At 64.8% G+C, this 25,211-nt stretch carries 20 protein-coding genes; 7 read left to right on the top strand and 13 right to left on the bottom strand.

What is annotated here, in order from left to right; all coding sequences use genetic code 11:
- Nucleotides 1-14 precede the first annotated feature (14 nt).
- The 3 genes from U0S50_RS02395 to U0S50_RS02385 all read right to left on the bottom strand — a co-directional run bounded on the left by U0S50_RS02395 (nt 15) and on the right by U0S50_RS02385 (nt 5,609).
- Entirely contained in the window at nt 15-3,212 is a 3,198-nt protein-coding gene (locus U0S50_RS02395; RefSeq protein ID WP_322307138.1) for a TonB-dependent receptor, read from the bottom strand.
- A gap of 284 nt (nt 3,213-3,496) precedes the next feature.
- Complete coding sequence (gene clpX, locus U0S50_RS02390; RefSeq protein ID WP_322307137.1) at nt 3,497-4,765, bottom strand: ATP-dependent Clp protease ATP-binding subunit ClpX; 1,269 nt, start codon at nt 4,763-4,765, stop codon at nt 3,497-3,499.
- 193 nt (nt 4,766-4,958) lie between these two features.
- On the bottom strand, nt 4,959-5,609 hold the full coding sequence (locus tag U0S50_RS02385) for an ATP-dependent Clp protease proteolytic subunit (protein WP_322307136.1): 651 nt from the start codon (nt 5,607-5,609) through the stop codon (nt 4,959-4,961).
- Nucleotides 5,610-5,929: 320 nt separating this feature from the next.
- Between U0S50_RS02385 and U0S50_RS02380 the strand changes: the two genes are divergently transcribed.
- Complete coding sequence (locus tag U0S50_RS02380; RefSeq protein WP_322307135.1) at nt 5,930-7,423, top strand: cell envelope integrity protein TolA; 1,494 nt, start codon at nt 5,930-5,932, stop codon at nt 7,421-7,423.
- A gap of 42 nt (nt 7,424-7,465) precedes the next feature.
- On the opposite strand, the gene fdxA is transcribed toward U0S50_RS02380, so the two are convergent.
- The 4 genes from fdxA to U0S50_RS02360 are packed head-to-tail and all read right to left on the bottom strand — an operon-like array spanning nt 7,466 to nt 11,115.
- Nucleotides 7,466-7,804, bottom strand: a complete 339-nt coding sequence (gene fdxA, locus U0S50_RS02375) for a ferredoxin FdxA (RefSeq protein WP_322307134.1) — start codon at nt 7,802-7,804, stop codon at nt 7,466-7,468.
- A 6-nt stretch (nt 7,805-7,810) separates the two neighbouring features.
- Nucleotides 7,811-7,936 (bottom strand): hypothetical protein, encoded by a 126-nt coding sequence (locus U0S50_RS02370; protein ID WP_322307133.1) that lies wholly within the window; start codon nt 7,934-7,936, stop codon nt 7,811-7,813.
- A 54-nt stretch (nt 7,937-7,990) separates the two neighbouring features.
- Complete coding sequence (locus U0S50_RS02365) at nt 7,991-8,290, bottom strand: RNA-binding S4 domain-containing protein (RefSeq protein ID WP_322307132.1); 300 nt, start codon at nt 8,288-8,290, stop codon at nt 7,991-7,993.
- Nucleotides 8,287-11,115 carry a helicase-related protein gene (locus U0S50_RS02360; RefSeq protein ID WP_322307289.1) on the bottom strand — a complete coding sequence of 943 codons (2,829 nt, stop codon included), beginning with the start codon at nt 11,113-11,115 and terminating at the stop codon, nt 8,287-8,289. Before U0S50_RS02360 ends, U0S50_RS02365 begins: the two co-directional genes overlap by 4 nt.
- A 273-nt stretch (nt 11,116-11,388) precedes the next feature.
- Between U0S50_RS02360 and U0S50_RS02355 the strand changes: the two genes are divergently transcribed.
- The 5 genes from U0S50_RS02355 (at nt 11,389) to U0S50_RS02335 (ending at nt 17,374) form a co-directional block, all read left to right on the top strand.
- Nucleotides 11,389-12,933: a M23 family metallopeptidase gene (locus U0S50_RS02355; protein WP_322307131.1), complete on the top strand. Its 1,545-nt coding sequence runs from the start codon at nt 11,389-11,391 to the stop codon at nt 12,931-12,933.
- A gap of 88 nt (nt 12,934-13,021) precedes the next feature.
- Complete coding sequence (gene hemB / locus U0S50_RS02350) at nt 13,022-14,020, top strand: porphobilinogen synthase (protein ID WP_322307130.1); 999 nt, start codon at nt 13,022-13,024, stop codon at nt 14,018-14,020.
- The gene (locus U0S50_RS02345; protein ID WP_322307129.1) at nt 14,017-14,559 is read left to right on the top strand and encodes a GNAT family N-acetyltransferase; all 543 of its coding nucleotides are present in this window, start codon (nt 14,017-14,019) and stop codon (nt 14,557-14,559) included. Before hemB ends, U0S50_RS02345 begins: the two co-directional genes overlap by 4 nt.
- A complete protein-coding gene (locus U0S50_RS02340) occupies nt 14,556-16,823 on the top strand; it encodes a fused MFS/spermidine synthase (RefSeq protein WP_322307128.1) in 2,268 nt (755 codons plus the stop codon). Before U0S50_RS02345 ends, U0S50_RS02340 begins: the two co-directional genes overlap by 4 nt.
- Nucleotides 16,820-17,374 (top strand): gamma carbonic anhydrase family protein, encoded by a 555-nt coding sequence (locus tag U0S50_RS02335; protein WP_322307127.1) that lies wholly within the window; start codon nt 16,820-16,822, stop codon nt 17,372-17,374. The genes U0S50_RS02340 and U0S50_RS02335 overlap by 4 nt, the downstream gene beginning before the upstream one ends.
- Before the next feature lie 44 nt (nt 17,375-17,418).
- On the opposite strand, the gene U0S50_RS02330 is transcribed toward U0S50_RS02335, so the two are convergent.
- The 6 genes from U0S50_RS02330 to U0S50_RS02305 form a co-directional block, all read right to left on the bottom strand.
- Complete coding sequence (locus U0S50_RS02330) at nt 17,419-17,997, bottom strand: urate hydroxylase PuuD (protein WP_322307126.1); 579 nt, start codon at nt 17,995-17,997, stop codon at nt 17,419-17,421.
- Nucleotides 17,998-18,075: 78 nt separating this feature from the next.
- Nucleotides 18,076-18,753 carry an inner membrane-spanning protein YciB gene (locus U0S50_RS02325; RefSeq protein WP_322307125.1) on the bottom strand — a complete coding sequence of 226 codons (678 nt, stop codon included), beginning with the start codon at nt 18,751-18,753 and terminating at the stop codon, nt 18,076-18,078.
- Nucleotides 18,750-19,676 carry a signal recognition particle-docking protein FtsY gene (gene ftsY / locus U0S50_RS02320; RefSeq protein WP_322307124.1) on the bottom strand — a complete coding sequence of 309 codons (927 nt, stop codon included), beginning with the start codon at nt 19,674-19,676 and terminating at the stop codon, nt 18,750-18,752. Before ftsY ends, U0S50_RS02325 begins: the two co-directional genes overlap by 4 nt.
- Nucleotides 19,673-20,920, bottom strand: coding sequence for a MiaB/RimO family radical SAM methylthiotransferase (locus U0S50_RS02315; protein ID WP_322307123.1), 1,248 nt, complete (start codon nt 20,918-20,920; stop codon nt 19,673-19,675). The genes ftsY and U0S50_RS02315 overlap by 4 nt, the downstream gene beginning before the upstream one ends.
- Nucleotides 20,917-21,723 (bottom strand): diaminopimelate epimerase, encoded by an 807-nt coding sequence (dapF, locus tag U0S50_RS02310; protein ID WP_322307122.1) that lies wholly within the window; start codon nt 21,721-21,723, stop codon nt 20,917-20,919. Before dapF ends, U0S50_RS02315 begins: the two co-directional genes overlap by 4 nt.
- Before the next feature lie 100 nt (nt 21,724-21,823).
- Complete coding sequence (locus tag U0S50_RS02305) at nt 21,824-23,473, bottom strand: putative bifunctional diguanylate cyclase/phosphodiesterase (RefSeq protein WP_416194943.1); 1,650 nt, start codon at nt 23,471-23,473, stop codon at nt 21,824-21,826.
- Between the two features lie 280 nt (nt 23,474-23,753).
- Between U0S50_RS02305 and ffh the strand changes: the two genes are divergently transcribed.
- The gene (ffh, locus tag U0S50_RS02300; RefSeq protein ID WP_322307120.1) at nt 23,754-25,208 is read left to right on the top strand and encodes a signal recognition particle protein; all 1,455 of its coding nucleotides are present in this window, start codon (nt 23,754-23,756) and stop codon (nt 25,206-25,208) included.
- Nucleotides 25,209-25,211: the final 3 nt, after the last annotated feature.

Genomic DNA, 25,211 nt, shown 5'->3' with positions numbered 1-25,211 from the left:
GAAGCCCTGATGGCTTAGAAGTTCACCTTCACACCGACGCGGACGCCGTAGAGCGATACGCGGGTCGAGAGAACCTCGTTCGGAGCACGAACAGTGCTGTACTGATACTTTGCACAGCTGTTCGTGCCGTCTGCAACGCAAGCGACGCGGACCAGTGCCGAATTATACGGGAAGCTCACCTGCCGGAGCGAGCCCCAGTCGCTATCGATGAGGTTCAGGACATTTTCGATGTCCGCGAACACCTTGAACTTTGCGTTGCCCACAAAGGCCGGAATTTCCTGGCTAAAGTGAAGATCGACCTTGAAGAAGTCCGGCGACGTGAGGCTGTTCTTCTTGACAATGCCACCCCGAGCCTTGTCCAGCCCCAGTTCGGTGATCAGGTTGTTGAACGCGGTTTCGCTGGCGGCCGTGTCGAACACCACTTTGCTAGTGTCGTTCAGCTGCGGAACATAGAGCAACATATTGCCGAGGTTGCCCACAGTTCCAAAGACCGCGCCGCGACCGCCGCTGTTGTCGAGCATCGTCGCGCTGTAGGGGCGACCCGAACGATATTCGCCGAACAGGCTGATGCGCGTTTCATTGTCTCCAAAGAACTCGCGCTTGAAGTCGGCCCCGAACTTCCACTGATGGGTGAATTCGTAGATCGAGCGGCCATAAGCGGCACGGTTGGGATCGACGAAGGCGTTATTACCATAGTTCGACGACGAGGTAGACGATGTCAGCGCCGCTTCATCCTTGACGTTGGAATAGGTGTAGCTGCCGTCGATTGACAAGCCGAAATCCCACGCCTTCGAGAAGCGGGCGGTCGCGAAATAGGCGCGGCCCTTTTCGCTGTTCGTCAGTTGCAGGTCACGATTGGTCGTCGTAGCGCCGCCGAAGGGGCCATAGCGAGTCCGGCCGTCCGGCAGCGTGCCGATGGGTACCGAACGCAGATCGGTCCAAGTATAGCCGTAGATGTTTTTGTCATAGAGGAACTGACCACCGAAAAACCAGCCGTCGCCAATTTCATAGTCGGCCTGCAGCGAGGCTTTCCACTTGCGCGCGATCTTGAGGTTCGGGTCGATATTGTCGGTTGGAGCCGCTGCCAACGATCCTACGTTGCGTGCCAGGAAATCGGTAACGCTGGAGGGAATGGTTCCGTCCGTAATACCATTAAGCGCTCCGCACGTGCTTGAGCCAGCGCAATTGGAGCGATTGATATCTACCGAGTTGGTCAGCAGGCCGGTGTTCGAGAAGACGTTGGACAGGAACACATCGGGCGTGCCGCCCGAGAAAATGCCCACACCGCCGCGTACGATCAGGCGGTCATTGGCCTGCCAGTTAAAGCCAAAGCGGGGTTGCAGCACGTCGCGGCCGTTGAAGGTTTCACGATTGTGCCAACCATAACGCGCCAGAAAATTCGGGTTGAGCGGCGGTTTGGCGTCATTGCCGTACAGGTCATACCGCAAGCCAAGCGACAGCATCAGGTCCGGCGTGACTTGCCAATCATCTTGGATGCCGATGGTATAATTTTGTGTGCCGAAGCTGGCGCCTGCATCATTGGGGTCCAAGCTGGGTACCGCGCCGCCTAGGCGAAGGCGATTGGCGTTTCCGGCCACAAAATCGGCAAGGCTGTCGAAATAGAAATCGCCCAGTGAGCGTTGGAGGAAGAGATTGAAAACCGACACGTCGGTATAGCCCGCCATGAAGCGCAGAGCATGGTTGCCGGCGTCGAGGCGCGCGGTAAAATCTACCGAAAGATTCTCGGTATTAAGATCATTGGAATGACGACTGACATCAGGCCCAAAGAACAGGCGCGTGCCGTTACAACTTGTCGATCCGTTTCCTGTCGGCGTAGCTGAAGTTGCGTCAGTACAGACCTCCATTTGCGGGAAATCGCGGCCACCGAAGGGGGTCTGATCACGGTTATAATCCCGATACGAGGCCCGCAGCGTGGTCGAAAAACGGTCTGACCAAGTCGAATTGAGTTCGAAAACGCCCGAGTTCACTTCCTCTGCGAGTTCGTATCCGTTCGACGTAAAGCCGAGCGCGAAGGGTGAGGTCAGGAACGTGTTCTGCTGGAACTGCTGTGTGCCGACGTTGCGGATATAGGTCAGCGAGGCGCGCTGGGTGTCGCTGATGTTCCAGTCGAGTTTGCCGATGATCTTCTCATCTTCTTCGACAGCGTTGGGTGACAGGCCCAGCGTATCATAACCATAGCGTGACTGCGCAACGCTGCTCACCTGATCGATCACGGCTTGCGTCAGGCCGGGCACCTGATTGGCGAAACCGGGGCCGAAGCCATCGTCAAACGGGTCGCTTTCCTTGGTCTTTTCATAGGCAAGCATGAAGAACAGCTTGTCCTTGATGATCGGGCCGCTCAGGTTCGCGCCATATTGCTTGCTATCGAAGCTCAACGAGACGTTGTTTCCGCGGCTGCGGCTGCCGGTCAGGCTGTCGTCGGTGTAGGTGAAGAAGGCACCGCCTTGGAACTTATTGGTGCCAGACCGGAGCACGACATTGACGGCGCCGCCCTGGAAATCGCCTTCGGCGATGTCAAACGGAGCGACCTTTACCGAAAATTGCTCGATCGCATCGAAGGGAACAGGGCCGCGCGAGGTCGGCAGGCCGCCGTTGTTGAGACCGAAGTCGTCGCTGAACTGGACGCCGTCGACCGAAAATCGGTTGAGGCGGCCGTTGTTGCCCGCGACTTCGATCGTGCGGGCATTGGCGAGGTCGAGCGTGACCAGAGGATCACGGCGCGCAAGGTCGCGGATGTCGCGGTTGATCGAGGCAGCGCCTTCGATCGCTTCGCGGTTCAACGCGGTGATCGGGCCGTTTGATGTTTCAAGTGCCCCGCCTACCGACGATGCGGTAACAACGATCGCTGTGTCTTCGAGCATGATCGGCAGCCGATAGGGCTGGCCAGCCTGAAGAAAAAGATCGGTGATCTGGGTCGATTCATACCCGTCGGCCAGCACCTCGACGGTGAAGGGGCCGCCAATGCGCAAACCATTGGCGCCAAAATTGCCGCTGCTATCGGTTGTGGTCCGCGACACCGTACCAGACGGGATGTGGGTTACAGTGACCGTTGCGCCGACGACCGGGCCGCTAGCTGACTCGACGGTTCCGCGAACCGACGAAGAGGTTTCCTGCGCGGCGGCGGGCGCAGCGAGAACGGCGCCCATGCTCAGCGCAGCGGCGCTGGCAGCCAAATAGTGACGGAAATGCATGTCAGGTTGTCCCCTTAGTGGTGAAACTGGTTGGCGCGCAACAAAGGGGCGCGCCTGACCTGCGAGCGCCCCTGAAGCCCGCATGTGGCACGATTGTGACAGCAATTGTTACAGTGCAAGCCGCACGGCAAAGGTCTGGCGAACGGGGAACGGAAAAGCGCGGATTTGCGTTCGCGCGGCAGAATTATCCACAAGCGCGCTTGCGTTTTTCTGCGCAACTGTTGCTGCAATGCAACATTGCGAGGAGCCCGGCGAGGCGAAATCGGCTCGCCGGGCGACTCGGATCAGGCGGCGTCGCCTGCTTCCTTTGCCTTGTCGGCATAGACGCGCACGGGGTCCTTGCGGCCCTCGACGACATCCTTGTCGACGACAATTTCGACGACATCGGTCAGGTCGGGCAGGTCGAACATCGTGTCGAGCAGGATCGCCTCAACGATCGAACGCAGCCCGCGTGCGCCGGTCTTGCGTTCGATCGCCTTTTTGGCGACCGCGACCAGCGCATCGTCGGTGAAGGTCAGCGCGACCTCTTCAAGGTCGAACAGTTTCTTATACTGTTTGACCAGCGCGTTCTTGGGCTCGCCCAGAATCTTGACCAGCGCATCGACGTCGAGATCCTCGAGCGTCGCGATCACCGGCAGGCGGCCGACAAATTCGGGGATCAGGCCGAATTTCAACAGATCCTCGGGCTCGATCTGTTTCAATATCTCGCCCGCGCGGCGCTCGTCGGGCCCGGCGACATGGGCGCCGAAACCGATCGACTTGCCTTGCAGGCGGTCGCCGATGATCTTTTCGAGGCCGGCAAAGGCGCCGCCCGCGATGAACAGGATGTTGGTCGTGTCGACCTGGAGGAATTCCTGCTGCGGATGCTTGCGTCCGCCCTGCGGCGGCACGCTCGCGGTGGTGCCTTCCATCAGCTTCAAGAGCGCCTGCTGCACGCCTTCGCCCGACACGTCGCGGGTGATCGACGGATTTTCCGCCTTGCGGCTGATCTTGTCGATCTCGTCGATATAGACGATACCGCGCTGCGCCTTTTCGACATTGTAATCCGACGCCTGGAGCAGCTTGAGGATGATATTCTCGACATCCTCGCCGACATAGCCGGCCTCGGTCAGCGTCGTTGCGTCGGCCATGGTGAAGGGCACGTCGAGGAAGCGGGCGAGCGTCTGCGCGAGCAGGGTCTTGCCGCTGCCGGTCGGGCCGACGAGCAGAATGTTCGACTTGGCGAGTTCGACCTCTTCACCGCGCCCCGAATTGGCGAGGCGCTTGTAATGGTTGTGCACCGCGACCGACAGCACGCGCTTGGCGGTGTTCTGGCCGATAACATAATTGTCGAGATGCTGGCAGATTTCGAGCGGTGTCGGCACCGCGCCGTCCTTGCGCGCCGCAACCCCGCCCTTGATTTCCTCGCGGATGATGTCGTTGCACAGCTCGACGCATTCGTCGCAGATGAAGACGGTCGGGCCCGCAATCAGCTTGCGAACCTCGTGCTGCGACTTGCCGCAGAATGAGCAGTAAAGGGTGCTCTTGCTGTCGGAGCCAGAGAGCTTGGTCATAAAATTCCTTCGAACGGCCACGGGAAGCGTGCCGTCATTCTTATCCTAGCCCGCGGTCGCCCAATTACAATATGGCAATTGGGTGACATGCCGGACAGTCCGGCCTAGCGACGCGGCGCCAATGGCGCGTCAATGAACGCAGTTACCGGAAGGTTGCCGGGTACCCGGGGGATGCCCGGGCAAACCGGGTGCGTCAGGGCGTCGGGCCTTCGCTGACATCCTTGGGTGCGTCGGCGTCGGCCGCGCCGGGGCGGCGGTCATAGACATGGTCGACGATACCAAAGGCCTTGGCCTCGTCGGCTTCGAGGAACGTGTCGCGATCCATCGCCTTTTCAATCTCTTTCAGGCTGCGACCCGTATATTTGACGTACAGGTCGTTCATGCGCCGCTTGATGCGCAGGATTTCCTTGGCCTGGATTTCGATGTCCGATGCCATGCCGCGGGCGCCGCCCGACGGCTGGTGGACCATCACCCGCGCATTGGTCAGCGCGACGCGCATACCGGGCTCGCCCGCCGCGAGCAGGAAGCTGCCCATCGAGGCAGCCTGGCCGATGCACACGGTGCCGACGCGCGGACGAATATATTGCATCGTGTCGTGGATCGCCATGCCCGCCGTGACGACCCCGCCCGGCGAATTGATGTACATATAGATGTCCTTCTTCGGATTTTCCGACTCGAGGAACAAAAGCTGAGCGACGATCAGTGACGCCATATTATCCTCGACCTCGCCGGTCACGAAGACGATCCGTTCGCGCAGCAGGCGCGAGAAAATGTCAAAGCTGCGTTCGCCGCGGCTCGTCTGTTCGACGACGACGGGAACAAGGGCAGCGAGCGGGTCGATCATTGGAATTTCGTCCTTCATTATTCGGGACGCCTGCCGAGAACCGGCTGGCTGCCCCCACCTGATGCTACATCGTCGCCCGAAGCGACGGTTTCAAGAGGGATATTGGCTCCTGCCGCCCGCGTCCCGCCTTCCGAAAGCGGCGCGATCCAAAATGGGTCTAAAATGGGCATTGTGCCGAACGGGCGATGCGATAGACCCGTGCGGAGCGGCGGCAGCGAAAGATCGCCCGCCGAAACGCCGGTTCGGGGCCGGTTTCGAAACAGGGGCGGGAACGGTTCGCAAGGGGTTGCGGCGGACGTTTCGGGCCAGGAGGGATGGCGATGCTGGGACGGATATTGCCCGTGTTGGTGCTGGCCAGCGCGGCCGCGGCGGTGCTGGCGCACGGGACGGGCAGCGAGGAAATCGATTTCGGCAAGATGCCGAACGCGCGGTTCGCGGTGGTCGATCAGGCGATGGTGCTGCGCGATGGAAAGCTGGTTCCCGCGATCGAGCATCAGGTGAATTTCGCCGAGGGCAATTTCGTCCTGAAGATCGAGCGCGATCCACCGGGTGCAGACCATATCGCGAACTGGCACGCGTCGCTTTATGACAAGTCGAAAGGCTGCGATTACAAGGAACGTATCGGCCGCGCGTTCGCCCGTCACCTGGGCTATGCGGTGCAATCCTTCACGCTCAATGTCTGCAGGAGCCAGAAATACGGCTCGGTGGGGATCAGCAGCGGTACGATGGTCGTGCGAAAGGTCGGTGCGGCGCCGCCGACCCCCGCGGCCGGGACGTGCAAGGGCGATGCCTATCTCGGTGCCTGGCAGCGCAGCGGCGAATCGAAGCAAAAACCGCAGGTGCAGATCGTCTTTGCCACCGAACGCGGCGCGAGCGCGCCGGTGGGCACCACGCGCGGCTTCGCATCGGCGCCCTATGGCGACGGCACGGTGATCGCCTCGCGCATCCGGCAGAATGGCGATGGTTGCACCTTTGATGCGCAGTGCGGCGCGAATCTGTCGTCCGCCAATGCGTGCAAGCTGGTGGTCGATACGGCAAGGAACACGCTGACGGTGCAGGGCGGTTCGCAGGCATTCGTGTCGGACCGCGTCTGGACGCGAGCGAAACCGATCACGGCCGAGACCACATGCGGGCGCGAGGATGTGGAGGTCGACTGGCGGCGGAGCGACGGTGCCAACGTCCCGATCGTCGGTGTCCATGTGTTCAAAAATGGTCCGGGCGGCAATGCGCTGCTGTTCAATCATCCCGAAGGCTGGTGGCCGAAGGGGCAGCACAAATTCACCGCCATCTATCGCGACGGTGGTGACCGCAGCTGCCGGCTGAAGGCCGTTTGCGCCACCTATGATCGCATGGCGAGCGGCAATGTCGTTCGCCGTGAACGGCCCTGCACCCTGACCATCGATCCCGAAAAGCGGCGGATGACCGAAAGCGGATCCGGCCTTTTCTATACGCGCGATGGTGGCGCGGCGCCGCCCGTGACGAAGCCTGTCGCCGCGAAGCCCGCGACCCCATCCTCCGCTTCTACCGCGCCCGCTGCGTCATCCGAAACCGAGCAGGCGGCGACAGGTTCGCTGAATGCGCAGCAGGCCGCGACCGCGAAGCGCGAGATGGCCGATTATGAAGCGCGCAAGAAGGCGGTGGCCGACGAACAGGCCGCGAAGGAGGCGGCTTATCGCAAGGCGGTGGCCGACCGCGAGGCGCTGATCGCCGAGAATGAGCGCAAGGCAAAGGCGGCGCAGGCAAGTTGGGAGGCGGCTGTCGCCGCGTGCAAGGCAGGCGACGTCAGCCAGTGCGGGCCAAAGCCCAAGCCATGATCGTTACGATGGCGCGGCCCGACCGATCGCCGGGCCGACCCGTCAGTCGCCCTCGCCGGGTTCGGCGGAGAAGAGCTTTTCGAACTTGCCTTCGACGCCCTTATATTCGTCGGCGTCGGCGGGGCTGTCCTTCTTGACCGTGATGTTCGGCCATTCGGCGCTGAACTTGCTGTTCACTTCCAGCCACTTTTCTAGGCCGCTTTCGGTGTCGGGCAGGATCGCTTCGGCGGGGCACTCGGGCTCGCATACGCCGCAATCGATGCACTCGTTCGGGTTGATGACGAGCATATTCTCGCCCTCATAGAAACAGTCGACGGGGCAAACCTCGACGCAGTCCATATATTTGCACCGGATGCAGGCGTCGGTGACAACATAGGTCATGGGTTTTCAGCTCCATTCGATGACAGCGAAATCGCCGCCCAGATACAGATATTGGCTCGCCTCTATGCCGCGTGGAGGCGGCACGTCAACGCTTTCGGGCAGTTGCGAATCACTTTCACTCTGCGCTGCCATTCTAGGCGCCATGGCGCGGCGGATGGAGCGAGTATTTTCTTCCCCGTCCATAGTTCAGCTCGCAGCCTGCCCGTCCTCGCCGGCAAGCCGAACATAGCAGGACTGTGCCTCGGACGCGGGGCCGCGGCGCAGCGGGATGTGCAGCAGCCGGATGACCTCAATCCGCTCGCCGATCGGCAGAACCAGCACCTGGCCCGCGTGGACCGCGCTGGACGAGCGCGTGATCCGCCGTCCGTCGAGTCGAATATGCCCCGCCTCGACCATCGCCTGGGCGATGCTGCGCGACCGGGCAAAGCGCAGGAACCAGAGCAGCTTGTCGAGCCGGATGCTGCCCGCTGCGCCCGGGCTGCTCATCCGTCCTTGCGTCCTTCGGCCAAAAGAGCCGCGAGACCGGCAAAGGGGCTGTGCGGCGACGGGCCGCGTCGTGGCGGCTGTGACGGGCGCGACGCGGGAGTGGATGCCGACTGGCCGCCGCGCTCCGGCTTTTTCGGCTTTCCGGGCTTTCGGTTCTTGCCGTCCTTGCCGTGCGGTGCATCGGCGGCCCCGCGCTTGCCCTGTCGTTTGACCTCGGTGCTGCGCAGGGGGGCTTCGCCTTTCTTGCGCCCGACTTGACCGCGACGGCCACGAGGCCGGTCGGCCTTTTTCAGCCCGGCCCAGCGCCAGCGCTGCAGCGCGGGATCGCCGACGGCCCGAAAACCGAAGCTTTGAAGAAGCGCGCGCCGTGTTTCCTCGTCGAGACCGAGCGAGGTGGCCAGCGCGGGGTCGATGGAAAAGCCAGGCGGCGGGGCCGCGGCGTCCCCGTGGCTTTCGTCCTCACGCTCGCCGCCGTCGTCGGAATGCAGGTCATGATGACCGGCGCTGCCGGCGATCGGCGCGGTGGGCGGGGCCGATGCCTGCATCCGCGCGGCGTGGGCCTGGCGCGCCAGTTTTTCGGCCATGTCGATGCGCAGCCAACCGGCGGCGCAGCGGCGGAAACCCGCGATCCGCAGCCCGGCCTCCGCGCCCGATTTCTGCAGCACCGCGCCGTGCGGGGGCAGCGCCGATACCGGCGTCCCCTGTTGCGCGGCCAGCAGCGCCGCGCGCCAGCGTACCGCCTCGGGCTTCAGCAACTGGGGGTGGAAAATGTCGAGCGAGCCGATGGTCAGGCCCAGCTTGCGCAGTTGCGGCCTTTCCTCGGCGCTGATCGCGTGCAACTGTTCCTCGACCGCGGCGCGACCGATCGTGCCGCTGTTGTCGACCAGCGCGGCGAGCAGCGCGCGCACCCGCGGCGGCGTGAAAAGGTCGCCTGCCGCTTCGCCCATCGCGGCAAGCGGTCCGGCATGTCGGGCGAGCTGGGCAGCGACGAAGCGGTGCAGCCGTTCGGAAATCGCCTGGACCTGGGGCGGTTCCAGGCGCCGCAGCGATGCGTCGATCTGGATCGTTGGCTGTACCAGCGTCGGTCCCTTGGTCAGCGTCGCTACGGGGTGGCCATGCCACGCGAGGCGCGGCGGCAGTCCCGCTTCGCTGATCAGCGTCAGGGCCGTGTCATCGCCCTCGGCAAGCGCGGCGGCACGGCGCGTCAGTTCGGCGTTCAGGTGGCGCTCGGCGGCGGCGAGCATCATGCGATGGTCGCTGGCCCGCGCCACCGGGTCGACCTTGAACTGAAAGCCATGCAATGTCCCGATCGGTTCGCCGTCGACCGCGACGGTGCCATCGGCGGCGACCGCGACGGGCAGGGCGGCGCGGCGCTGTCCGGCGTCGCGCAGCAGCAATGCCAGCCGCCGGTCGACGAAGCGCTGCGCCAGCGCGGCGTGCAGCGCGTCCGATAGCCGCGATTCAAGCGCCTCTGTCTGTTCGGCCCAGCCCGCCGCGCCCGCGATCCAGTCGCCGCGCTGGGCGATGAAGCAAAGGGTACGGACCGCCGCGATGCGGCTGGCGAGCTGGTCGATGTCGCCATCGGTGGCGTCGAGCCGCGCCAGCCGCCGCGCGAACCAGTCGGCGTCGATCATGCCGTCGCCCTGCGTGCGCCATTGCCACAGCTTGAGCACGGTGCGGCTGTGATGTTCGGCGCCCAGCTGCTCGAAATCGGGCAGCCCGCAACTGTCCCAAAGCCGCTGCACCGCGTCGGAATCCCGGTCCCGTGCGCGCACCTCCATGTCGCCGGCCAGATGCTTGAGCACGGCAAGGTCCACCGCCTCGGGTGCGGGGCGCAGCGCGGCATGATCGGGCGCCCGCGCCAGATCGGCGAGGAGTCCGTCGAGAGAGGCGAATTCGGGCGTTGGGTTGCGCCAGAAAAGGCTGGTGAGCGGCGGGAAATGATGCCCCTCGATCGCCTGGATTTCCTCCGGGGTGAACCCGCCCTGCGGCGTCCCGACGGTGCCGAAGCTGCCGTCCTGCTGGTGTCGCCCGGCACGCCCCGCGATCTGCGCCATTTCGGCGATGGTCAGCCGCCGCAGCCGCCGGCCGTCGAATTTCTGAAGGCTGGCAAAGGCGACATGGCTGACGTCGAGGTTCAGCCCCATGCCGATCGCGTCGGTGGCGACCAGATAATCGACCTCGCCGGCTTCGAACATGGCGACCTGCGCGTTGCGCGTCTTGGGGCTGAGCGCCCCCATCACCACCGCAGCGCCGCCCGAAAACCGGCGCAGCATTTCCGCGATCGCATAGACTTCGTCGGCCGAGAAGGCGACGATGGCCGATCGTTTCGGCAGGCGGGACAGTTTCGACGCCCCGGCGTAGCTGAGCGTCGAAAAGCGCGGGCGGGTGATGATGTCCACGTCGGGAACCAGGTCGCGGACCAGTCCGCGCATGCTCGCCGAACCGAGGATCATCGTTTCCTCGCGCCCGCGTGCCCGCAGGATGCGATCGGTAAAAACGTGCCCGCGCTCGGGGTCCGCGCCGAGCTGCGCCTCGTCGATACCGACGAAGGCGACGTCGCGCATGACCGGCAGCGCCTCCATCGTTCCCAGCAGATAGCGGGCTTGCGGGGGCATGATCCGCTCTTCGCCGGTAACGAGGGCGACGTCCGCGGTTCCCTTGATGGCGACGACCCGGTCATAGACCTCGCGCGCCAGCAGTCGCAGCGGGAAACCGATCATGCCGCTGGCATGGGCGGTCAGTCGCTCGACCGCCAAATGGGTCTTGCCGGTGTTGGTGGGGCCAAGGACAGCCTTGACCGGACGGGAGGAGGATAGCGGCATTGTCTTTCGCGCTACGCTGGCATGGGCGGCGCGCGTGCGCAACAGGTGATCGACACGAGGGGCGGGGAAATCGCGGATTTCCGGGTAACGGAACGTCATGTCCCGGCCGCGCAACGGCCCGTCGCAAGGCGGCGGCGAACCTGTCCCGTTAAATTGACTTTAACGCCCTTTGTTTACAGACGTGTCTGTGAGATAATGACGGATGGCCGGGCATTTGGGAGCCCGCCCAGCGGGGGTTGCAGTTTGTTTCAGCGCCACGAACCCATAGCGGGGATGACTGGCAATGCGGCCGCATTGGCGATGTCGCAGGCCATTCCCTTGCAAAAGGCGGTCCAGTCGGGTGATCCGGCGCCGACGTGGCGCGACCGGCTGGCGGCGATCGATCTGGTTCCCGACCTTGGCGACAATATCGGTTCGGCCGAATGGTGGCGGGGTCTTGCGACGCTGACCCTGCTGTGCGGAACCGCCATCTCGACCTTCCCCGGAATCAAGCCGCTCGAGACCGGTGGCACCCCTGCTCTCGATGCCGCCGATTTCAACGAGGCGCGGGCGCAGATGATCGTGCCGCTGGCCTATGGCGGCGATACGGGGCGCCATATGGCGGCGACCGACGCCGTGCGGCCGCTTACCCAGACGCCCGAGCGCCCGCAGATCGAATTGACCGCGACACTGGGCCGCGGCGACAGTTTTTCCCGCCTGCTCGAACGCTCTGGTGTCGGTGGCGGCGAGGCGCAGGCCTTGGCGCAGCAATTGTCGGCAGCGGTGCCGCTCGCGGACATCGCGCCCGGAACGCGCGTCGATCTGGTGCTTGGCCGCCGGGCCGCGCGCACCATGCCGCGCCCGGTCGAGGCGCTGGCGATGCGCGCCCGGTTCGACCTTCGCGTCGAGATGGAACGGATCGACGGGCGGCTGGTGATGCGGCGCATTCCGATCGCGGTCGACACGATGCCGCTTCGCATTCGCGGGCGGGTGGGCGACAGCCTGTATCGTTCGGCGCGTGCCGCCGGTGCCCCGCCTGAGGCGATTCAGGCCTATTTGCGCGTAATCGGCAAACAGATATCGGTCGGCAGCGACATTCGCCCGACCGACGAATTCGATATCGTCGTCGATTATCGCCGCGCCGAAACCGGCGAAAGCGAGACCGGAAAACTGCTTTATGCCGGGTTGATCCGCGGCGGACGGTCGCGCCTTTCGATGCTCGAATGGACAAAGAACGGTCGCAGCCAATGGTTCGAGGCATCGGGCGTCGGCGAACAACGCGGCGGCATGGTCCGCCCGACGGGTGGCCGCGTCACCTCGACCTTCGGGATGCGGCGCCATCCGATATTGGGCTATCGCCGGATGCACAGCGGCATCGACTTTGGCGGGGGGTATGGCGCGCCTATCTATGCCGTCACCGACGGTGTGGTCGCGGTCGCCGGCCGGCAGGGCGGCTACGGCAATTATGTGCGGCTGAACCATGGCAATGGGCTCGGCACCGGCTATGGGCATATGAGCCGCATCGCGGTGCGGTCGGGCCAGCGCGTCGCGCGCGGCCAGGTGATCGGCTATATCGGTTCGACCGGCCTCTCGACCGGCCCGCACCTTCATTACGAGCTTTATCGCAACGGCCATGCGGTGAACCCGTCATCGGTCACATTCGTCACCAAGGCGCAACTGGAGGGCAAGGAACTTGCCGACTTCCGGGCGCGCATTCGTCAGATGACTTCGGTGACGCCGGGGGCGGCGCTGGCCCCGATCGCGCCGAAGCAGGTGGAAACGCCGATGCTGGGTTCGCTCGCCGACGTTGCGGCAAAGCGCGCCGAAGGCGGGAACTGACCGCCTGTCTTTCGCGGGTGGGCCCGGCGGCCCGGCCCTATCGCCATTATCCATTTGCCCGGCGGCGATGCGCGGCTATGCACGCGGCATGACCCGAGCCGCTTTTCCCGACCTGCGCCTGCGCCGCACCCGCCGAACAGGATGGAGCCGCGCGATGGTGCGCGAAACCCATTTGTCACCCGCCAATCTGATCTGGCCGCTGTTCGTCTGCGCCGGATCGAACGCGGAGGAACCGGTCGCCAGTCTGCCCGACGTGTCGCGCTGGTCGGTCGACCTGCTGGTGGAGCGCGCCCGCGAAGCGGCCGATGCCGGCATCCCGTGCCTTGCCCTCTTTCCCTATACCGAGGCGGATCGGCGCAGTGACGATGGGCGCGAGTCGCTCAATCCCGACAATCTGATGTGCCGCGCGACGGCAGCGATCAAGGATGCGCTGGGTGACGCCATCGGCGTGCTGACCGATGTGGCGCTCGATCCTTATACCAGCCACGGACAGGACGGGCTGCTCAGCAATGCCGGCTATGTGCTCAACGACGAAACGGTCGCGGTGCTGGTCGGACAGGCGCTGAACCAGGCACGCGCGGGCGCCGATATCATCGCCCCGTCGGACATGATGGACGGCCGCATCGGGGCGATCCGCCGTGCGCTGGAGGCCGAAGGGTTCGGCCATGTCCAGATCATGAGCTATGCCGCCAAATATGCTTCGGCCTTCTATGGCCCGTTTCGCGATGCGGTGGGTTCGCGTGGGCTGCTCAAGGGCGACAAGAAAAGCTATCAGATGGACCCGGCGAACGCCGAAGAGGCGCTGCGCGAGGTCGAACAGGATCTGGCCGAAGGCGCCGACAGCGTGATGGTGAAGCCGGGGCTGCCCTATCTCGACATCGTGCGCGCGGTGAAGGATCGGTTTGCGGTTCCCGTCTATGCCTATCAGGTGTCTGGCGAATATGCGATGATCGAGGCCGCGGCCGCGGCCGGGGCGGGCGACCGCGACGCGCTGGTCCTCGAAACATTGCTCGGCTTCCGCCGCGCCGGGGCGTCGGGGGTGCTGACCTATCACGCCCTGCACGCCGCGAGGTTGCTTGGCGCATGATCGAGACCGAGCGGCTGGTGCTGCGATCGTGGCGCGACGACGATGTCGCGACTTTTCAGGCGATCTGCAGCGATCCTGCGGTCATGGCTACGCTCGGGCCGCCACTCGACATGGCGCAGACGGCAGCGCTTATCGATCGCATGCGCGAGATGGAGTGCGGGCATGGCCATTGCTTCTGGGCCGTAGAGCGACGGACAGACGCAAAGCTTATTGGCTGGTGCGGTGTGATCCGCGGCAGCGCCGGGCCGGTCGATGGCAAAGCCGAACTGGGTTGGCGGCTAGCGCGTGACTGCTGGGGAGCGGGATATGCGAGTGAAGCGGCGCGTGGCGCGCGGGACTGGGCCTTTGCCAATCTTCCCGACGACGATATCTGGGCAATTACCTGGCGCGGCAATGCTCGAAGCCGTGCGGTGATGGAGCGGCTCGGTATGCGGCACCGTCCCGAACTCGACTTCAATCATCCCAAAATAATGGCGGACGACCCGCTGCGGCCGCATGTCGCCTATTCGATGACGCGCTCGACGAGTGAAAAAGCATGACCTTATCCACTTCTCCATCGCCGCGGCGCTGGCTTTTCGTGTTGACGATCCTCGTCGGCAGTTTCCTGCTGTTCCTTGTCCAGCCGATGGTCGCGCGCATGGTGCTGCCCAAGCTGGGCGGGGCGCCGGCGGTTTGGAACAGCGCGATGCTGGTCTATCAGGCGCTGTTGCTCGGCGGATACGCCTATGCGCATTGGCTGGGCCGGTTCGCGCTGCGGCGACAGGCGCTGATCCATATCGGGCTGCTGCTTGTCGCGGCGCTATGGCTGCCGATCGGCATCGCGCAGATGGCGCCGCCCACCCCGGGGCAGGAGGCCTTGTGGGTGCCGCTGCTGCTCGTCGCATCGATCGGGCCGGTGTTTCTGGCTGTGTCGGCGCAGGCACCGCTGATCCAGCGCTGGTTTGCGGCCGACCGCGACGCGGGCGATCCCTATTATCTGTACGCCGCATCGAACCTTGGCAGCTTTGCCGGACTGATCAGCTATCCGGCGCTGGTCGAACCCGCGATGCCGCTGGCCGCGCAAAGCTGGGGCTGGACGGCGGGCTATGCCGCGTTGCTGCTGCTCGTCGCGGCCAGCGCGGCCGCGCGGTGGCAAAGCGCTGGCGCCGCCGCACCAGCGGCCCAGGCGTTCGACGAGGCGGGACCGCCCCCGACGTGGCGGCGCATGGTTCATTGGCTGTTGATCGCCGCTGTCCCTTCGGGGTTGATGTTGTCGACGACGACGCACCTCACGACCGATATCGTCGCGATGCCATTGCTTTGGGTATTGCCGCTCGGCCTCTATCTGTTGAGCTTCTCGATCGCCTTTTCGACCTTCACGCGCGTGACGGAGGTGATCACCTTCATCGCGCCGACGATGCTGCTGATGGTCGGCGGACTGGCGCTGCTCAGTTCGGGCGGCGGTTCGATGCTGATCGCAATGACCAGCCTGGTGATGCTGTTTCTGGTCGCGACATCGCTTCACGGCTATCTCCACCACCTCAGGCCCTCGCCGCGCTATCTGACGCTATTCTATCTGATTATGTCGGCAGGCGGCGTGCTCGGCGGGTTGTTCGCCGCGCTGGTCGCCCCGCTGGTCTTCGACTGGGTGTATGAGCATCCGCTGCTCGTGCTTGGCGCTGCCGCATTGCTGCCGCTGCCGGTTCTGTTCCCATGGGACAAGTGGCTGGCCTTGTCGCCCGCCGGCGTCCGCGGAACATTGGCGGCATTGCTGGCGATCGCTGCCTTTGCCTGTTGGCACATGGTCACCGACTGGACCGGCGGTTTTGCCGGGTCCTTCCTGATCTGGGCGGCCGTCCTTGCGGGTGTGGGGTTGTTGGTCATCGGATGGCGCTGGGCCTATGTCGCTGTTCTGGGGCTGCTCATGCTGGGCATGGGCGGATGGGACACGATGGCCGAAAGCGTCGAAGGTTCGCGGGTCCGCAGCTATTTCGGCATCTATACCGTGACGGACGATCCCTATCGGGGGCAGCGCCGCCTGGCGCATGGGACGACCTTGCACGGGCTGCAACGGACCGAGGCTGGGCGCGAGCGGGAACCGACCACCTATTACGGGCACCAGTCCGGGGTCGGCCTGGCGCTTGGCAAGGCCGAGGCGCTGGCCGGTCCCAATGCGGCGATCGGCGTTGTGGGGCTCGGTACGGGGACTCTCGCCTGCTATCGCAAGCCGGGGCAGCAATGGACCATTTTTGAGATTGATCCGGTGATGGTCGACATCGCGCGCGATCCGTCCAAGTTTACCTTCCTGTCGCGCTGCGCGGGGACGACCCCCATCGTCATCGGCGATGCCCGGCTCCAGATCGAAAACGGGCCGCCTGCGCGCTTCGATATATTGGTGATCGACGCCTTTTCGTCCGACGCGATCCCGCTGCACCTTCTGACGCGCGAGGCGATCGGCATCTATACACGCGCGCTGAAACCCGACGGCCTCCTGCTCATCCATATTTCGAACCGCTTTTTCGGGCTCGAACCGGTGCTCGATGCCGAGGCGAAGGCGCGGGGCTTTGCCGCGGCGATCCGACATGATCCCGGAAGCGAGGGCGGCGACCGCGCCAATCTGACCGCGTCCAGCTGGGTTGCCTTTGCCCCGACACCGCAACGGCTCGCGCAATTGACGGGCCCCCTTGTGTCGAGCGAAGATCGCCAGAAGGACGGAAATTGGGTAGCGCTGGCGGGACGGAAGGGTTTCGAGCGCTGGACCGACGATTATGCGTCGACCCTGCCGATCCTGCTGTGGGACAATATTATCGGGAAGAACGAATGACCTATCAGGACGTCAGCATCATCAGCGTGAATGGCAAGACGCCGCAGATCGACCCCAGCGCCTTTATCGCGCCGGGATGCCGGATCATCGGCGACGTCGTCATCGGGCCCGATGTCAGCATCTGGTACAATTGCGTGCTGCGCGCCGATGTCAGCCACATTCGCGTCGGCGCCCGTTCGAACATCCAGGATGGCAGCGTACTGCACTGCGACGGGCCGATGCCGCACCGCCCGGAAGGCTTTCCGACGATCATCGGCGAAGATGTGCTGATCGGGCATCTGGCGATGGTCCATGGCTGCACGCTCGCCGACCGGGCTTTCGTCGGGCTGAAGGCGACGATCATGAACGGGTGCCGTATCGGCAGCGACGCAATGCTCGCGGCGGGGGCGTTGCTGACCGAGAACAAGGAAATTCCGGACCGCGAGCTATGGGCCGGTGCTCCCGCGCGGCGGGTGCGGGCGATCGACGATGCCCAGGCGGCGGGCATGCAGATGGGCGTTGCCCATTATGTGATGAACGGCCGGATGCACAAGGCCGCGATCGAAGGATAGGGGCCCCTCCCGGCCCGGCTGGGGCGGAAGGGGCTCGACCCGGACTATCCGTTGTTGGCGTTCACCATCGTATAGAGCAGCGGGATCGACAGCAGCGTGTTGGTCCGTGAAAAGATCATCGCGGTGCGTGCCGAAGCCGCCTTGGTGGCATCGTCGGCCTCGACGATACCCAGCGCCTTTTTCTGGTTCGGCCAGATCACGAACCAGACGTTGAAGGCCATGACCAGGCCCAGCCACATGCCGATCCCGATCAGTTTGTAGGGGTCCTGCAGCGTCAGGGCGGGGATCGCATATTTGGCGTGAAAGGCGATGCCGAGCCCGAACAGCACGGTCGCCGCGGCGGCCCAGCGGAACCAGAACAGCGCGGCAGGGGCGATATGCTTGCCGACGGCGGGTTTCAGTTCGGCCGGAATCTTCGGCATGGTCGGAATCTGGACGAAGTTGAAATAATAGAGCAGGCCGATCCACAAAATGCCGAAAAATGTGTGGAGCCAACGCATGATGGCGTTGCCTGCGGCGATGCCATCCTCGAAATTCTGGCCGTTGAAGCACAGCATGACGACGATTGTCAGCACCAGCCCGGCGCCGAGAACGGCATGCAGATTCTCGAAAAACTTGCCCATGTTGCTCCCCTCTCCCTGTCCGGCAGGCGCGTTATTCGCGGCGCCGGTGCGCTGATATGCCAGCGCAGGCGCGGGGGCTCAAGCTTGCTTGTCGGCGCCGTCGTCGGAAAGCGAGAGGCCGTTTTTCAGCATCACCGGCAATTGGGTGAGGGTGAACAGGAAAGACAGGGCGGTAATGCCCCAGACCTTGACCGTCAGCCACGTGTCGAAACTGAACTGTCCGCGCTGGATCAGGACGTACATGATGTGATTGGCAATGCCGAGTGCGGCAAAAAACAGGCCCCAATTGCGCGAAAGCAGCATCCAGCCTCGCTCGGAAATGCCGTCGAGCGCCGATTGCAGCAGATATTTCAGCATCGGTCGGCCCGTGGCCCATCCGCCAAGCAACAGTACGGCAAAGGCGGCATAGATGATCGTCGGCTTCATCACGATAAAGCGTTCGTCGTGGAACCAGACGGTCAGGGCGCCGAAACCGACGACCAATATGCCCGACAGCCAGAGCATCGGCGAGATTTTGCCGAGCTTCCATTTCGACACCGCCATGGCGACGACGATCGCGGCCATGAAGGCCAGCGTGCCCTTGATCGCCGCGGTGGTTGCCGCAAAGGCGCCCTCGCCGCCCGAGCTGAATTTATAAACCAGGAAAAAGATGAGCAGCGGACCGAAATCGATCGCGAAGTTCAACCCGCCATGCTTGGCGGCGGGCGGGGCGGGGACGGGTTCGGGTCCGCTCGGCGGAATGTCTGGGGCAGTCATCGGATATTCCCGGCAATGATGGCGGCGATTTCATCGGGGTCGAAGGGACGCAGATCGCCCATCGTTTCGCCGATTCCGATCGCGTGGATGGGAAGGCCGTGGCGTTCGGCCGCCGCGACGAGAACGCCGCCGCGCGCGGTGCCGTCGAGCTTGGTCATGACCAGGCCGGTCACGCCCGCGACCTCGCGAAATACGTCGATCTGCGACAGGGCATTCTGCCCGGTGGTCGCGTCGAGGACCAGCACGACATCGTGCGGCGCGGCGGGGTTCAGGCGGCCGAGCACGCGCTTGATCTTGGCAAGCTCGTCCATCAGCTCGCGCTTGTTCTGAAGCCGCCCGGCGGTGTCGACGATCAGCACGTCGATGCCCGTCGCGGTGGCCTGCTTGACGGCGTCGAAGACGATGCCGGCCGCATCGCCTCCCTCCGGGCCGGTCATGATGGGAACGCCCAGCCGTTCGGCCCAGACCTTCAGCTGTCCGATCGCGGCGGCCCGGAACGTGTCGCCGGCGACCAGCATCACGCCATAATCCTGTTCCTGGAACAGGTGCGCCAGCTTGGCGATGGTCGTCGTCTTGCCCGACCCGTTGACCCCGATCACCAGAATGACCTGCGGGCGGGGAAAGGCGTCGATGTCCAGTGGTTCGGCGACCGGGCGCAGCACCGCGGCGATTTCTTCCGCAACGATCTTGCGCAGTTCCTCGGTGCCGTTCGCGGCGACGTCGCGGCGTTCGGCCAGCCGGTCGCGGATGCGCGCTGCCATCGCCGGGCCCAGGTCGGCGGTGATCAGCGCTTCCTCGATCCGGTCGAGGTCGTCATCGTCGAGCCGCGCCTTTCCGGTCAGCCCGGACAGGTTTTCGCCCAGCCGTTCGGACGTGCGCCGAAGGCCGCCGAGCAGCCTTTCGCTCCAGCTCGTCCCGCTCATGCCGCCATTTCCCGTTCCACTGCGACATGCAGGCGATCGCCCTCGCGCGCGCCGATCCGTACCGGAATGATCTGGCCCGGCGCGGCGGGCGTGCCGAGCGTCAGCGCCGCGAAATTTTCGGCATGGCCGCTCACGCCATCGCGTTCGACCAGCATTGCCGTGCGCTGTCCGCGCTGTGCGTCCAGCCAGCTGTGGCGGCGGCGGGCATTCGCGTCGCGCAGCCGCGCTGCGCGTTCGCGGGCGACCGTGCGTCCGACCTGCGGCATGCGTGCGGCGGGCGTCCCGGCGCGCGGGCTATAGGGAAAGATATGGCCAAAGACGATATCGCAATCGTCGATCAGGGCCAGGCTGCCTGCAAACATGTCGTCATCCTCGGTGGGAAATCCCGCGATCAGGTCGGCACCGATCGCAATTTCTGCGCGCGCTGTCTTCAGCCGTTCGACCAGCCGGACGGCGTCCGCGCGGCGGTGTCGGCGCTTCATGCGCGTCAATATCATGTCATGGCCCGCCTGCAGCGACAGGTGGACGTGCGGCATGATGCGCCGCTCGCCGGTGATCAGCGCGAACAGCGCATCGTCGATCCGGTCGGGATCGAGCGAGGAAAGGCGAAGGCGCGCCAGGCCGGAAAGGCGCAGCAGCGCCTCGACCAGCGCTGCGAGCGTCGGACCGTTGTCGTCGCCATAGCTTGCAAGGTCCACCCCGGTCAGGACAATCTCGCGCTGGCCGCGATCGATGGCGGTGCGCGCCGCCTCGACCACCGCGTCGATACTGGCCGAACGGGCACCGCCGCGCGCCATCACCGTCGCGCAAAAGGTGCAGCTGTGCGAACAGCCGGTCTGGACGCCCAGAAAGGCGCGCGCATGATCGGCGCCCGAAAGGGCCGGGGAATAGGGGGAGGGGACAAGGGGCGCGCCCGTTTCGGGGGGGGCGTCATCGGCGCGATAGCTCGCCGCCAGTCCTTTTTCGTCGTTGCGCACCACCCGCGCGCCCATCGCGGTAAAGCGTTCGGGCTCCAGTTCGGCCGCGCACCCCGTCACGATCACGTCGGCATCGCCGCGTTCGCGCAGCGCGCGGCGTACGGCCTGGCGAGCCTGGCGCACCGCTTCGTCGGTCACGGCGCAGCTGTTGAAGATGATGGCGCCGTCGGCACCGGCCGCCGACGCGGCGCTGCGCACGGCTTCGCCCTCGGCGATATTCAGCCGGCATCCGAAGTTGACGACCTCGACGCGCGGGTCGCGGCTCATCCGAAGCGGGTCCAGTCGGTTTCGCCATCAAAAACCCGCGTTGCCGCACCGCTCATCACGATGGGTTCGCCATCGGCCCAGCGAATGACAAGGTCGCCGCCGGGCAGCGATATGGTCACGGGCGACCGCACCAGTCCGGCGCGGATCGCGGCTACCGCCGTCGCGCATGCGCCCGTGCCGCACGCCTGGGTCAGGCCGACGCCGCGTTCCCATACGCGCAGTTGCAGGCGGTCGGGGCCGTCGAGGCTGGCGACATTGACGTTGACGCGCTCGGGGAACAGCGGATCGGTTTCGATCCGCGGCCCGAGTTCGGCGAGCGGCACCGCGTCGGCCTCGGGGACAAGGAAGATGATGTGCGGATTGCCGACATTCACCGCGGCCCCATGCTCCAGCTCGTCCCAGGCGACGGGCATGTCGCGTGTGTCCATCGGCATGGCGAGCGGGATATGTTCCCAATCGAATCGGGGTTCGCCCAGCATCACTTCGGCGCCGCCGTCGGCGGGGGTGACGCGCAGCATTCCGCCCAGCGTTTCGATTACCGCCGGTTTGCCGAGCAGGGTGGCGACGCAGCGCGTGGCATTGCCGCAGGCCTCGACCTCGCTGCCGTCGGCGTTGAAGATGCGCATTCGCACATCGGCCTTGGTCGAAGGTTCCAGCAGGATCAGTTGGTCGCATCCGATGCCATGGCGCCGGTCGGCGATGGCGTGCGCGCGCGCCGCCGTCATCGCGACCGCGCTTTCGCGCGCGTCGATGACGACGAAATCATTGCCGAGGCCGTGCATCTTGGTGAAGCGATCCGCCATAGCCGCGCATGTAAGAGCGCCGCGCGGCGAAGTCTAGCGGAGCCGCCGGTTTCTTGCTGTTCCGGGGTGGGATGCGCGCGCGGTGAAAAGCGGCGCGGGGTCAGCCGACCTTGCGCAGGGCGGCATCCTCGGCATCCCCGGCGGCGTCCGGTGCGGCGTGCGGGGGCTCCGCCGCGCGCAGCAGCCCGCGCTCGGCGAGCAATTGGGCGGTTTCCCGCGCCGACGCCGCGCGACCAAAATGCCAGCCCTGCCCCTTGGCGCAGCCGAGGCGGGTCAGTTCGATCGCCGTCGCTTCATCCTCGACGCCTTCGGCGGTGATCGGCATGGCCAGGCTTTCGCCCAGCCGTACGATCGCGACGACGATCGCCTGCGCGTCGGCGCTGTCGCGCAGAGCCGAAACGAAGCTGCGGTCGATCTTGATCCGGTCGAACGGCAAAGCGCGCAGGTGCGACAGCGAGCTATATCCGGTGCCGAAATCATCGAGGCTGAGCGACACGCCCTGATTCTTCAGGCTGGTGACGATCGAACGGACCAGCGGCAGATTCTCGAAAAGCGAGCTTTCGGTGATCTCGACCTCCAGCTGGCTGGCGGGAAAGCCGGTTTCGACGAGCAGCTTGGTCAGCTTCTGGCTGAACCACGGATCCTTCAACTGGTGCGGAGAGATGTTCACCGCCAGCATGATCGACGGATCCCAGCTTTTGGCGACCTCCATCGCCTGGCCGATGACCAGCAACGACAATTCGCCGATCAATCCGCTTTCCTCGGCGACGGGAATGAAGCGTTCCGGCGGGATCATGCCATATTCGGGCGATTCCCAGCGCATCAGCATTTCGAACCCGACGATGCGGCCGCTGGCGATATCGACCTGCGGTTCGAAATGCGGGGAAAATTCGCCGCGCGGCATACCGCTGCGAATCCCGGTTTCGATCTGGTTGCGGACCTGCACGGCCATTTCCATCCCGGCCTCGAACCAGCAACTGCGGTTCCGTCCCTCGGCCTTGCAATGATACATGGCGATGTCGGCCTGGCGGACCAGCGTTTCCATCGTCGCGCTGTCATCGTCGGCCAGCGCGATGCCCAGCGATGCGCCGACGCGAATCTGGTGCGCGTCGTGCGGCACCGAATCCTCCAGCGCGGAAACGAGCTGGTTCGCGAGCGCTTCGATTTCGGGACGCGCGGCGGGTTCAAAGGGCAGAAGGGCGACAAACTCGTCGCCGCCAAGCCGGGCGAGCGTGGCGCTGGGCGGCAGGATGTTCGATATGCGTTCGGCGGCAACTTGCAGAACGCGGTCGCCCGCGGCGTGACCATGAATGTCGTTGACGGTCTTGAAATGGTCGAGGTCGAGCAGGAACAGCGCGATCTTGCGGCCCAGCGCGGCGGCTTCGCCGATCAGCGTCTGCCCCCTGGCCATCAGTGCGCGGCGGTTCAGAAATCCGGTCAAGGGGTCGGTGTCGGCCAGATAGCGGGCGCGTTGTTCGGCCTCGGTGCGTTCCTTGATTTCCCGGTTCAGGTCGTCATAACGGCGCCAGCCGAACAGGATCAGCGCGATGTTGAGGATCAGCGCGACGGTCAGCACCCGGTCGGGGCTGCCGCCCAGCCCGATCAGCGCGCGGATGATCGCCTGCATCATGTTGCTGCCGTTGCCGACGAACAGCAGGATGGCGGCGACGACAACGCCGCCGGTGATCAAATCCCGCCTTGCGCTTTCGCTCCGGTCATATCGTTTCGACTCGTCGCCGGTCGATATCATTCGCTAACCCCCCGCTAGTAAAGCGGTTATGGGCGGAAAGCCGTGAAATTTGGGTTAAGTCGGGAATCGCCGGAATTTGCCGGTCCCTGGCCGGCCCCTTCCACGCCCCTTGCCATTTGCGCGACTTTTGCGTAAGGGGCGCTCCGTCCGGCCGCATGGCGTGGCGGGGCATATCGACATCCGCGACGGAAATTCTGTCCACGGATAGCCGCTGGTTGGCGAGGTTTCGCTCACCGGCGTCTTTTGCGTTGCGGATTGCGAGAAAGGATTTGAAGGCGCCATGTTCGACAGTCTGAGCCAACGGCTGGGCGATGTTTTCGGAAAGCTCCGCGGTCGCGGTGCGCTGACCGAGGCCGACGTGCGCGCCGCGATGCGCGAGGTTCGCATCGCACTGCTCGAGGCCGATGTCGCGCTTCCCGTGGTGCGCAGCTTCGTCGATCAGGTCACCGAACTGGCGATCGGCCAGAATGTCCTGCGTTCAGTCACGCCGGGGCAGCAGGTGGTCAAGATCGTCAGCGATGCGCTGACCGAAATGCTCGGCGCCGAAGCGGCGGAGCTTGACCTCGGCGTCACGCCGCCCGCGGTCATCATGATGGTCGGCCTTCAGGGGTCGGGTAAGACGACGACGACCGCGAAGATCGCAAAGCGGCTGAAGGACAGGGAACGCAAAAAGGTGCTGATGGCGTCGCTCGACGTCAACCGCCCGGCTGCGCAGGAACAGCTTGCCGTCCTCGGCAATCAGATCGACGTCGCGACCCTTCCGATCATCGCGGGTCAGCAGCCGGTCGAAATCGCCCAGCGCGCGTTGCAGGCGGCAAAGCTTCAGGGCTTTGACGTGCTGATGCTCGACACCGCGGGCCGCCTCCACGTCGATCAACAGCTGATGGACGAGATGCAGGCGGTGTCGCGTACGGCGAACCCCGCCGAAACGCTGCTCGTCGTCGACAGTCTGACCGGTCAGGACGCGGTTCAGGTCGCGCAGCGGTTCACCGACCAGGTGCCGCTGACCGGCGTGGTGCTGACCCGTATGGACGGCGATGCGCGCGGCGGTGCCGCGCTGTCGATGCGCGCCGTCACGGGCAAACCGATCAAATTCGCGGGCACCGGTGAAAAGCTCGACGGGCTCGAGGCCTTTCACCCGGCACGCATTGCCAATCGTATCCTCGGCATGGGCGACGTCGTCAGCCTTGTCGAACGCGCCGCCGAAACCATCCAGGCCGAAGAGGCCGAGGCGATGGCGAAGAAGATGGCGAAGGGGCAGTTCGACCTCGACGATCTTCGCACCCAGCTCAACCAGATGCGTCGCATGGGCGGCATCGGGGCGCTCGCCGGGATGATCCCCGGGCTCAAAAAAGCTCAGGCGGCGATGGCGACCGGCGGCGTCGACGACAAGACGCTGATCCATATGGACGCGATCATGGGGTCGATGACCCCCAAGGAACGCGCCAACCCCGCGCTGATCAACGCCAAGCGCAAGATCCGCATCGCCAACGGGTCGGGAACCACGGTGCAACAGGTGAACAAGGTGCTGAAGATGCACCAGGAAATGTCCACCGCGATGAAGAAGATCCGCAAGATGGGCGGGCTCAAGGGGCTCGGCGCGCTGCTCGGGCGCGGCGGGGGTATCCCCGGCATGGGCGGTCTTGGCGGCGGCGGGGGCCTGGGCGGACTGCCCGGCCTCGGTGGTGGGGCGATCCCGCCCGACCTTGCCAACCTGATGAATAAAAAGAAGTAGTTT

Source organism: Sphingopyxis sp. (assembly GCF_034380315.1).
Classification (GTDB): Bacteria; Pseudomonadota; Alphaproteobacteria; order Sphingomonadales; family Sphingomonadaceae; genus Sphingopyxis.
The sequence above is the reverse complement of the archived record's forward strand: the minus strand, read 5'-3'. Positions and strand labels throughout refer to the sequence as shown.

Excerpts from the sequence above, each read along its gene's own strand:
- U0S50_RS02395 (WP_322307138.1), bottom strand. The coding sequence starts at position 3,212 with ATGCATTTCCGTCACTATTTGGCTGCCAGCGCCGCTGCGCTGAGCATG.
- clpX (WP_322307137.1), bottom strand. The coding sequence starts at position 4,765 with ATGACCAAGCTCTCTGGCTCCGACAGCAAGAGCACCCTTTACTGCTCA.
- U0S50_RS02385 (WP_322307136.1), bottom strand. The coding sequence starts at position 5,609 with ATGATCGACCCGCTCGCTGCCCTTGTTCCCGTCGTCGTCGAACAGACG.
- U0S50_RS02380 (WP_322307135.1), top strand. The coding sequence starts at position 5,930 with ATGCTGGGACGGATATTGCCCGTGTTGGTGCTGGCCAGCGCGGCCGCG.
- fdxA (WP_322307134.1), bottom strand. The coding sequence starts at position 7,804 with ATGACCTATGTTGTCACCGACGCCTGCATCCGGTGCAAATATATGGAC.
- U0S50_RS02370 (WP_322307133.1), bottom strand. The coding sequence starts at position 7,936 with ATGGCAGCGCAGAGTGAAAGTGATTCGCAACTGCCCGAAAGCGTTGAC.
- U0S50_RS02365 (WP_322307132.1), bottom strand. The coding sequence starts at position 8,290 with ATGAGCAGCCCGGGCGCAGCGGGCAGCATCCGGCTCGACAAGCTGCTC.
- U0S50_RS02360 (WP_322307289.1), bottom strand. The coding sequence starts at position 11,115 with ATGCCGCTATCCTCCTCCCGTCCGGTCAAGGCTGTCCTTGGCCCCACC.
- U0S50_RS02355 (WP_322307131.1), top strand. The coding sequence starts at position 11,389 with ATGACTGGCAATGCGGCCGCATTGGCGATGTCGCAGGCCATTCCCTTG.
- hemB (WP_322307130.1), top strand. The coding sequence starts at position 13,022 with ATGACCCGAGCCGCTTTTCCCGACCTGCGCCTGCGCCGCACCCGCCGA.
- U0S50_RS02345 (WP_322307129.1), top strand. The coding sequence starts at position 14,017 with ATGATCGAGACCGAGCGGCTGGTGCTGCGATCGTGGCGCGACGACGAT.
- U0S50_RS02340 (WP_322307128.1), top strand. The coding sequence starts at position 14,556 with ATGACCTTATCCACTTCTCCATCGCCGCGGCGCTGGCTTTTCGTGTTG.
- U0S50_RS02335 (WP_322307127.1), top strand. The coding sequence starts at position 16,820 with ATGACCTATCAGGACGTCAGCATCATCAGCGTGAATGGCAAGACGCCG.
- U0S50_RS02330 (WP_322307126.1), bottom strand. The coding sequence starts at position 17,997 with ATGGGCAAGTTTTTCGAGAATCTGCATGCCGTTCTCGGCGCCGGGCTG.
- U0S50_RS02325 (WP_322307125.1), bottom strand. The coding sequence starts at position 18,753 with ATGACTGCCCCAGACATTCCGCCGAGCGGACCCGAACCCGTCCCCGCC.
- ftsY (WP_322307124.1), bottom strand. The coding sequence starts at position 19,676 with ATGAGCGGGACGAGCTGGAGCGAAAGGCTGCTCGGCGGCCTTCGGCGC.
- U0S50_RS02315 (WP_322307123.1), bottom strand. The coding sequence starts at position 20,920 with ATGAGCCGCGACCCGCGCGTCGAGGTCGTCAACTTCGGATGCCGGCTG.
- dapF (WP_322307122.1), bottom strand. The coding sequence starts at position 21,723 with ATGGCGGATCGCTTCACCAAGATGCACGGCCTCGGCAATGATTTCGTC.
- U0S50_RS02305 (WP_416194943.1), bottom strand. The coding sequence starts at position 23,473 with ATGATATCGACCGGCGACGAGTCGAAACGATATGACCGGAGCGAAAGC.
- ffh (WP_322307120.1), top strand. The coding sequence starts at position 23,754 with ATGTTCGACAGTCTGAGCCAACGGCTGGGCGATGTTTTCGGAAAGCTC.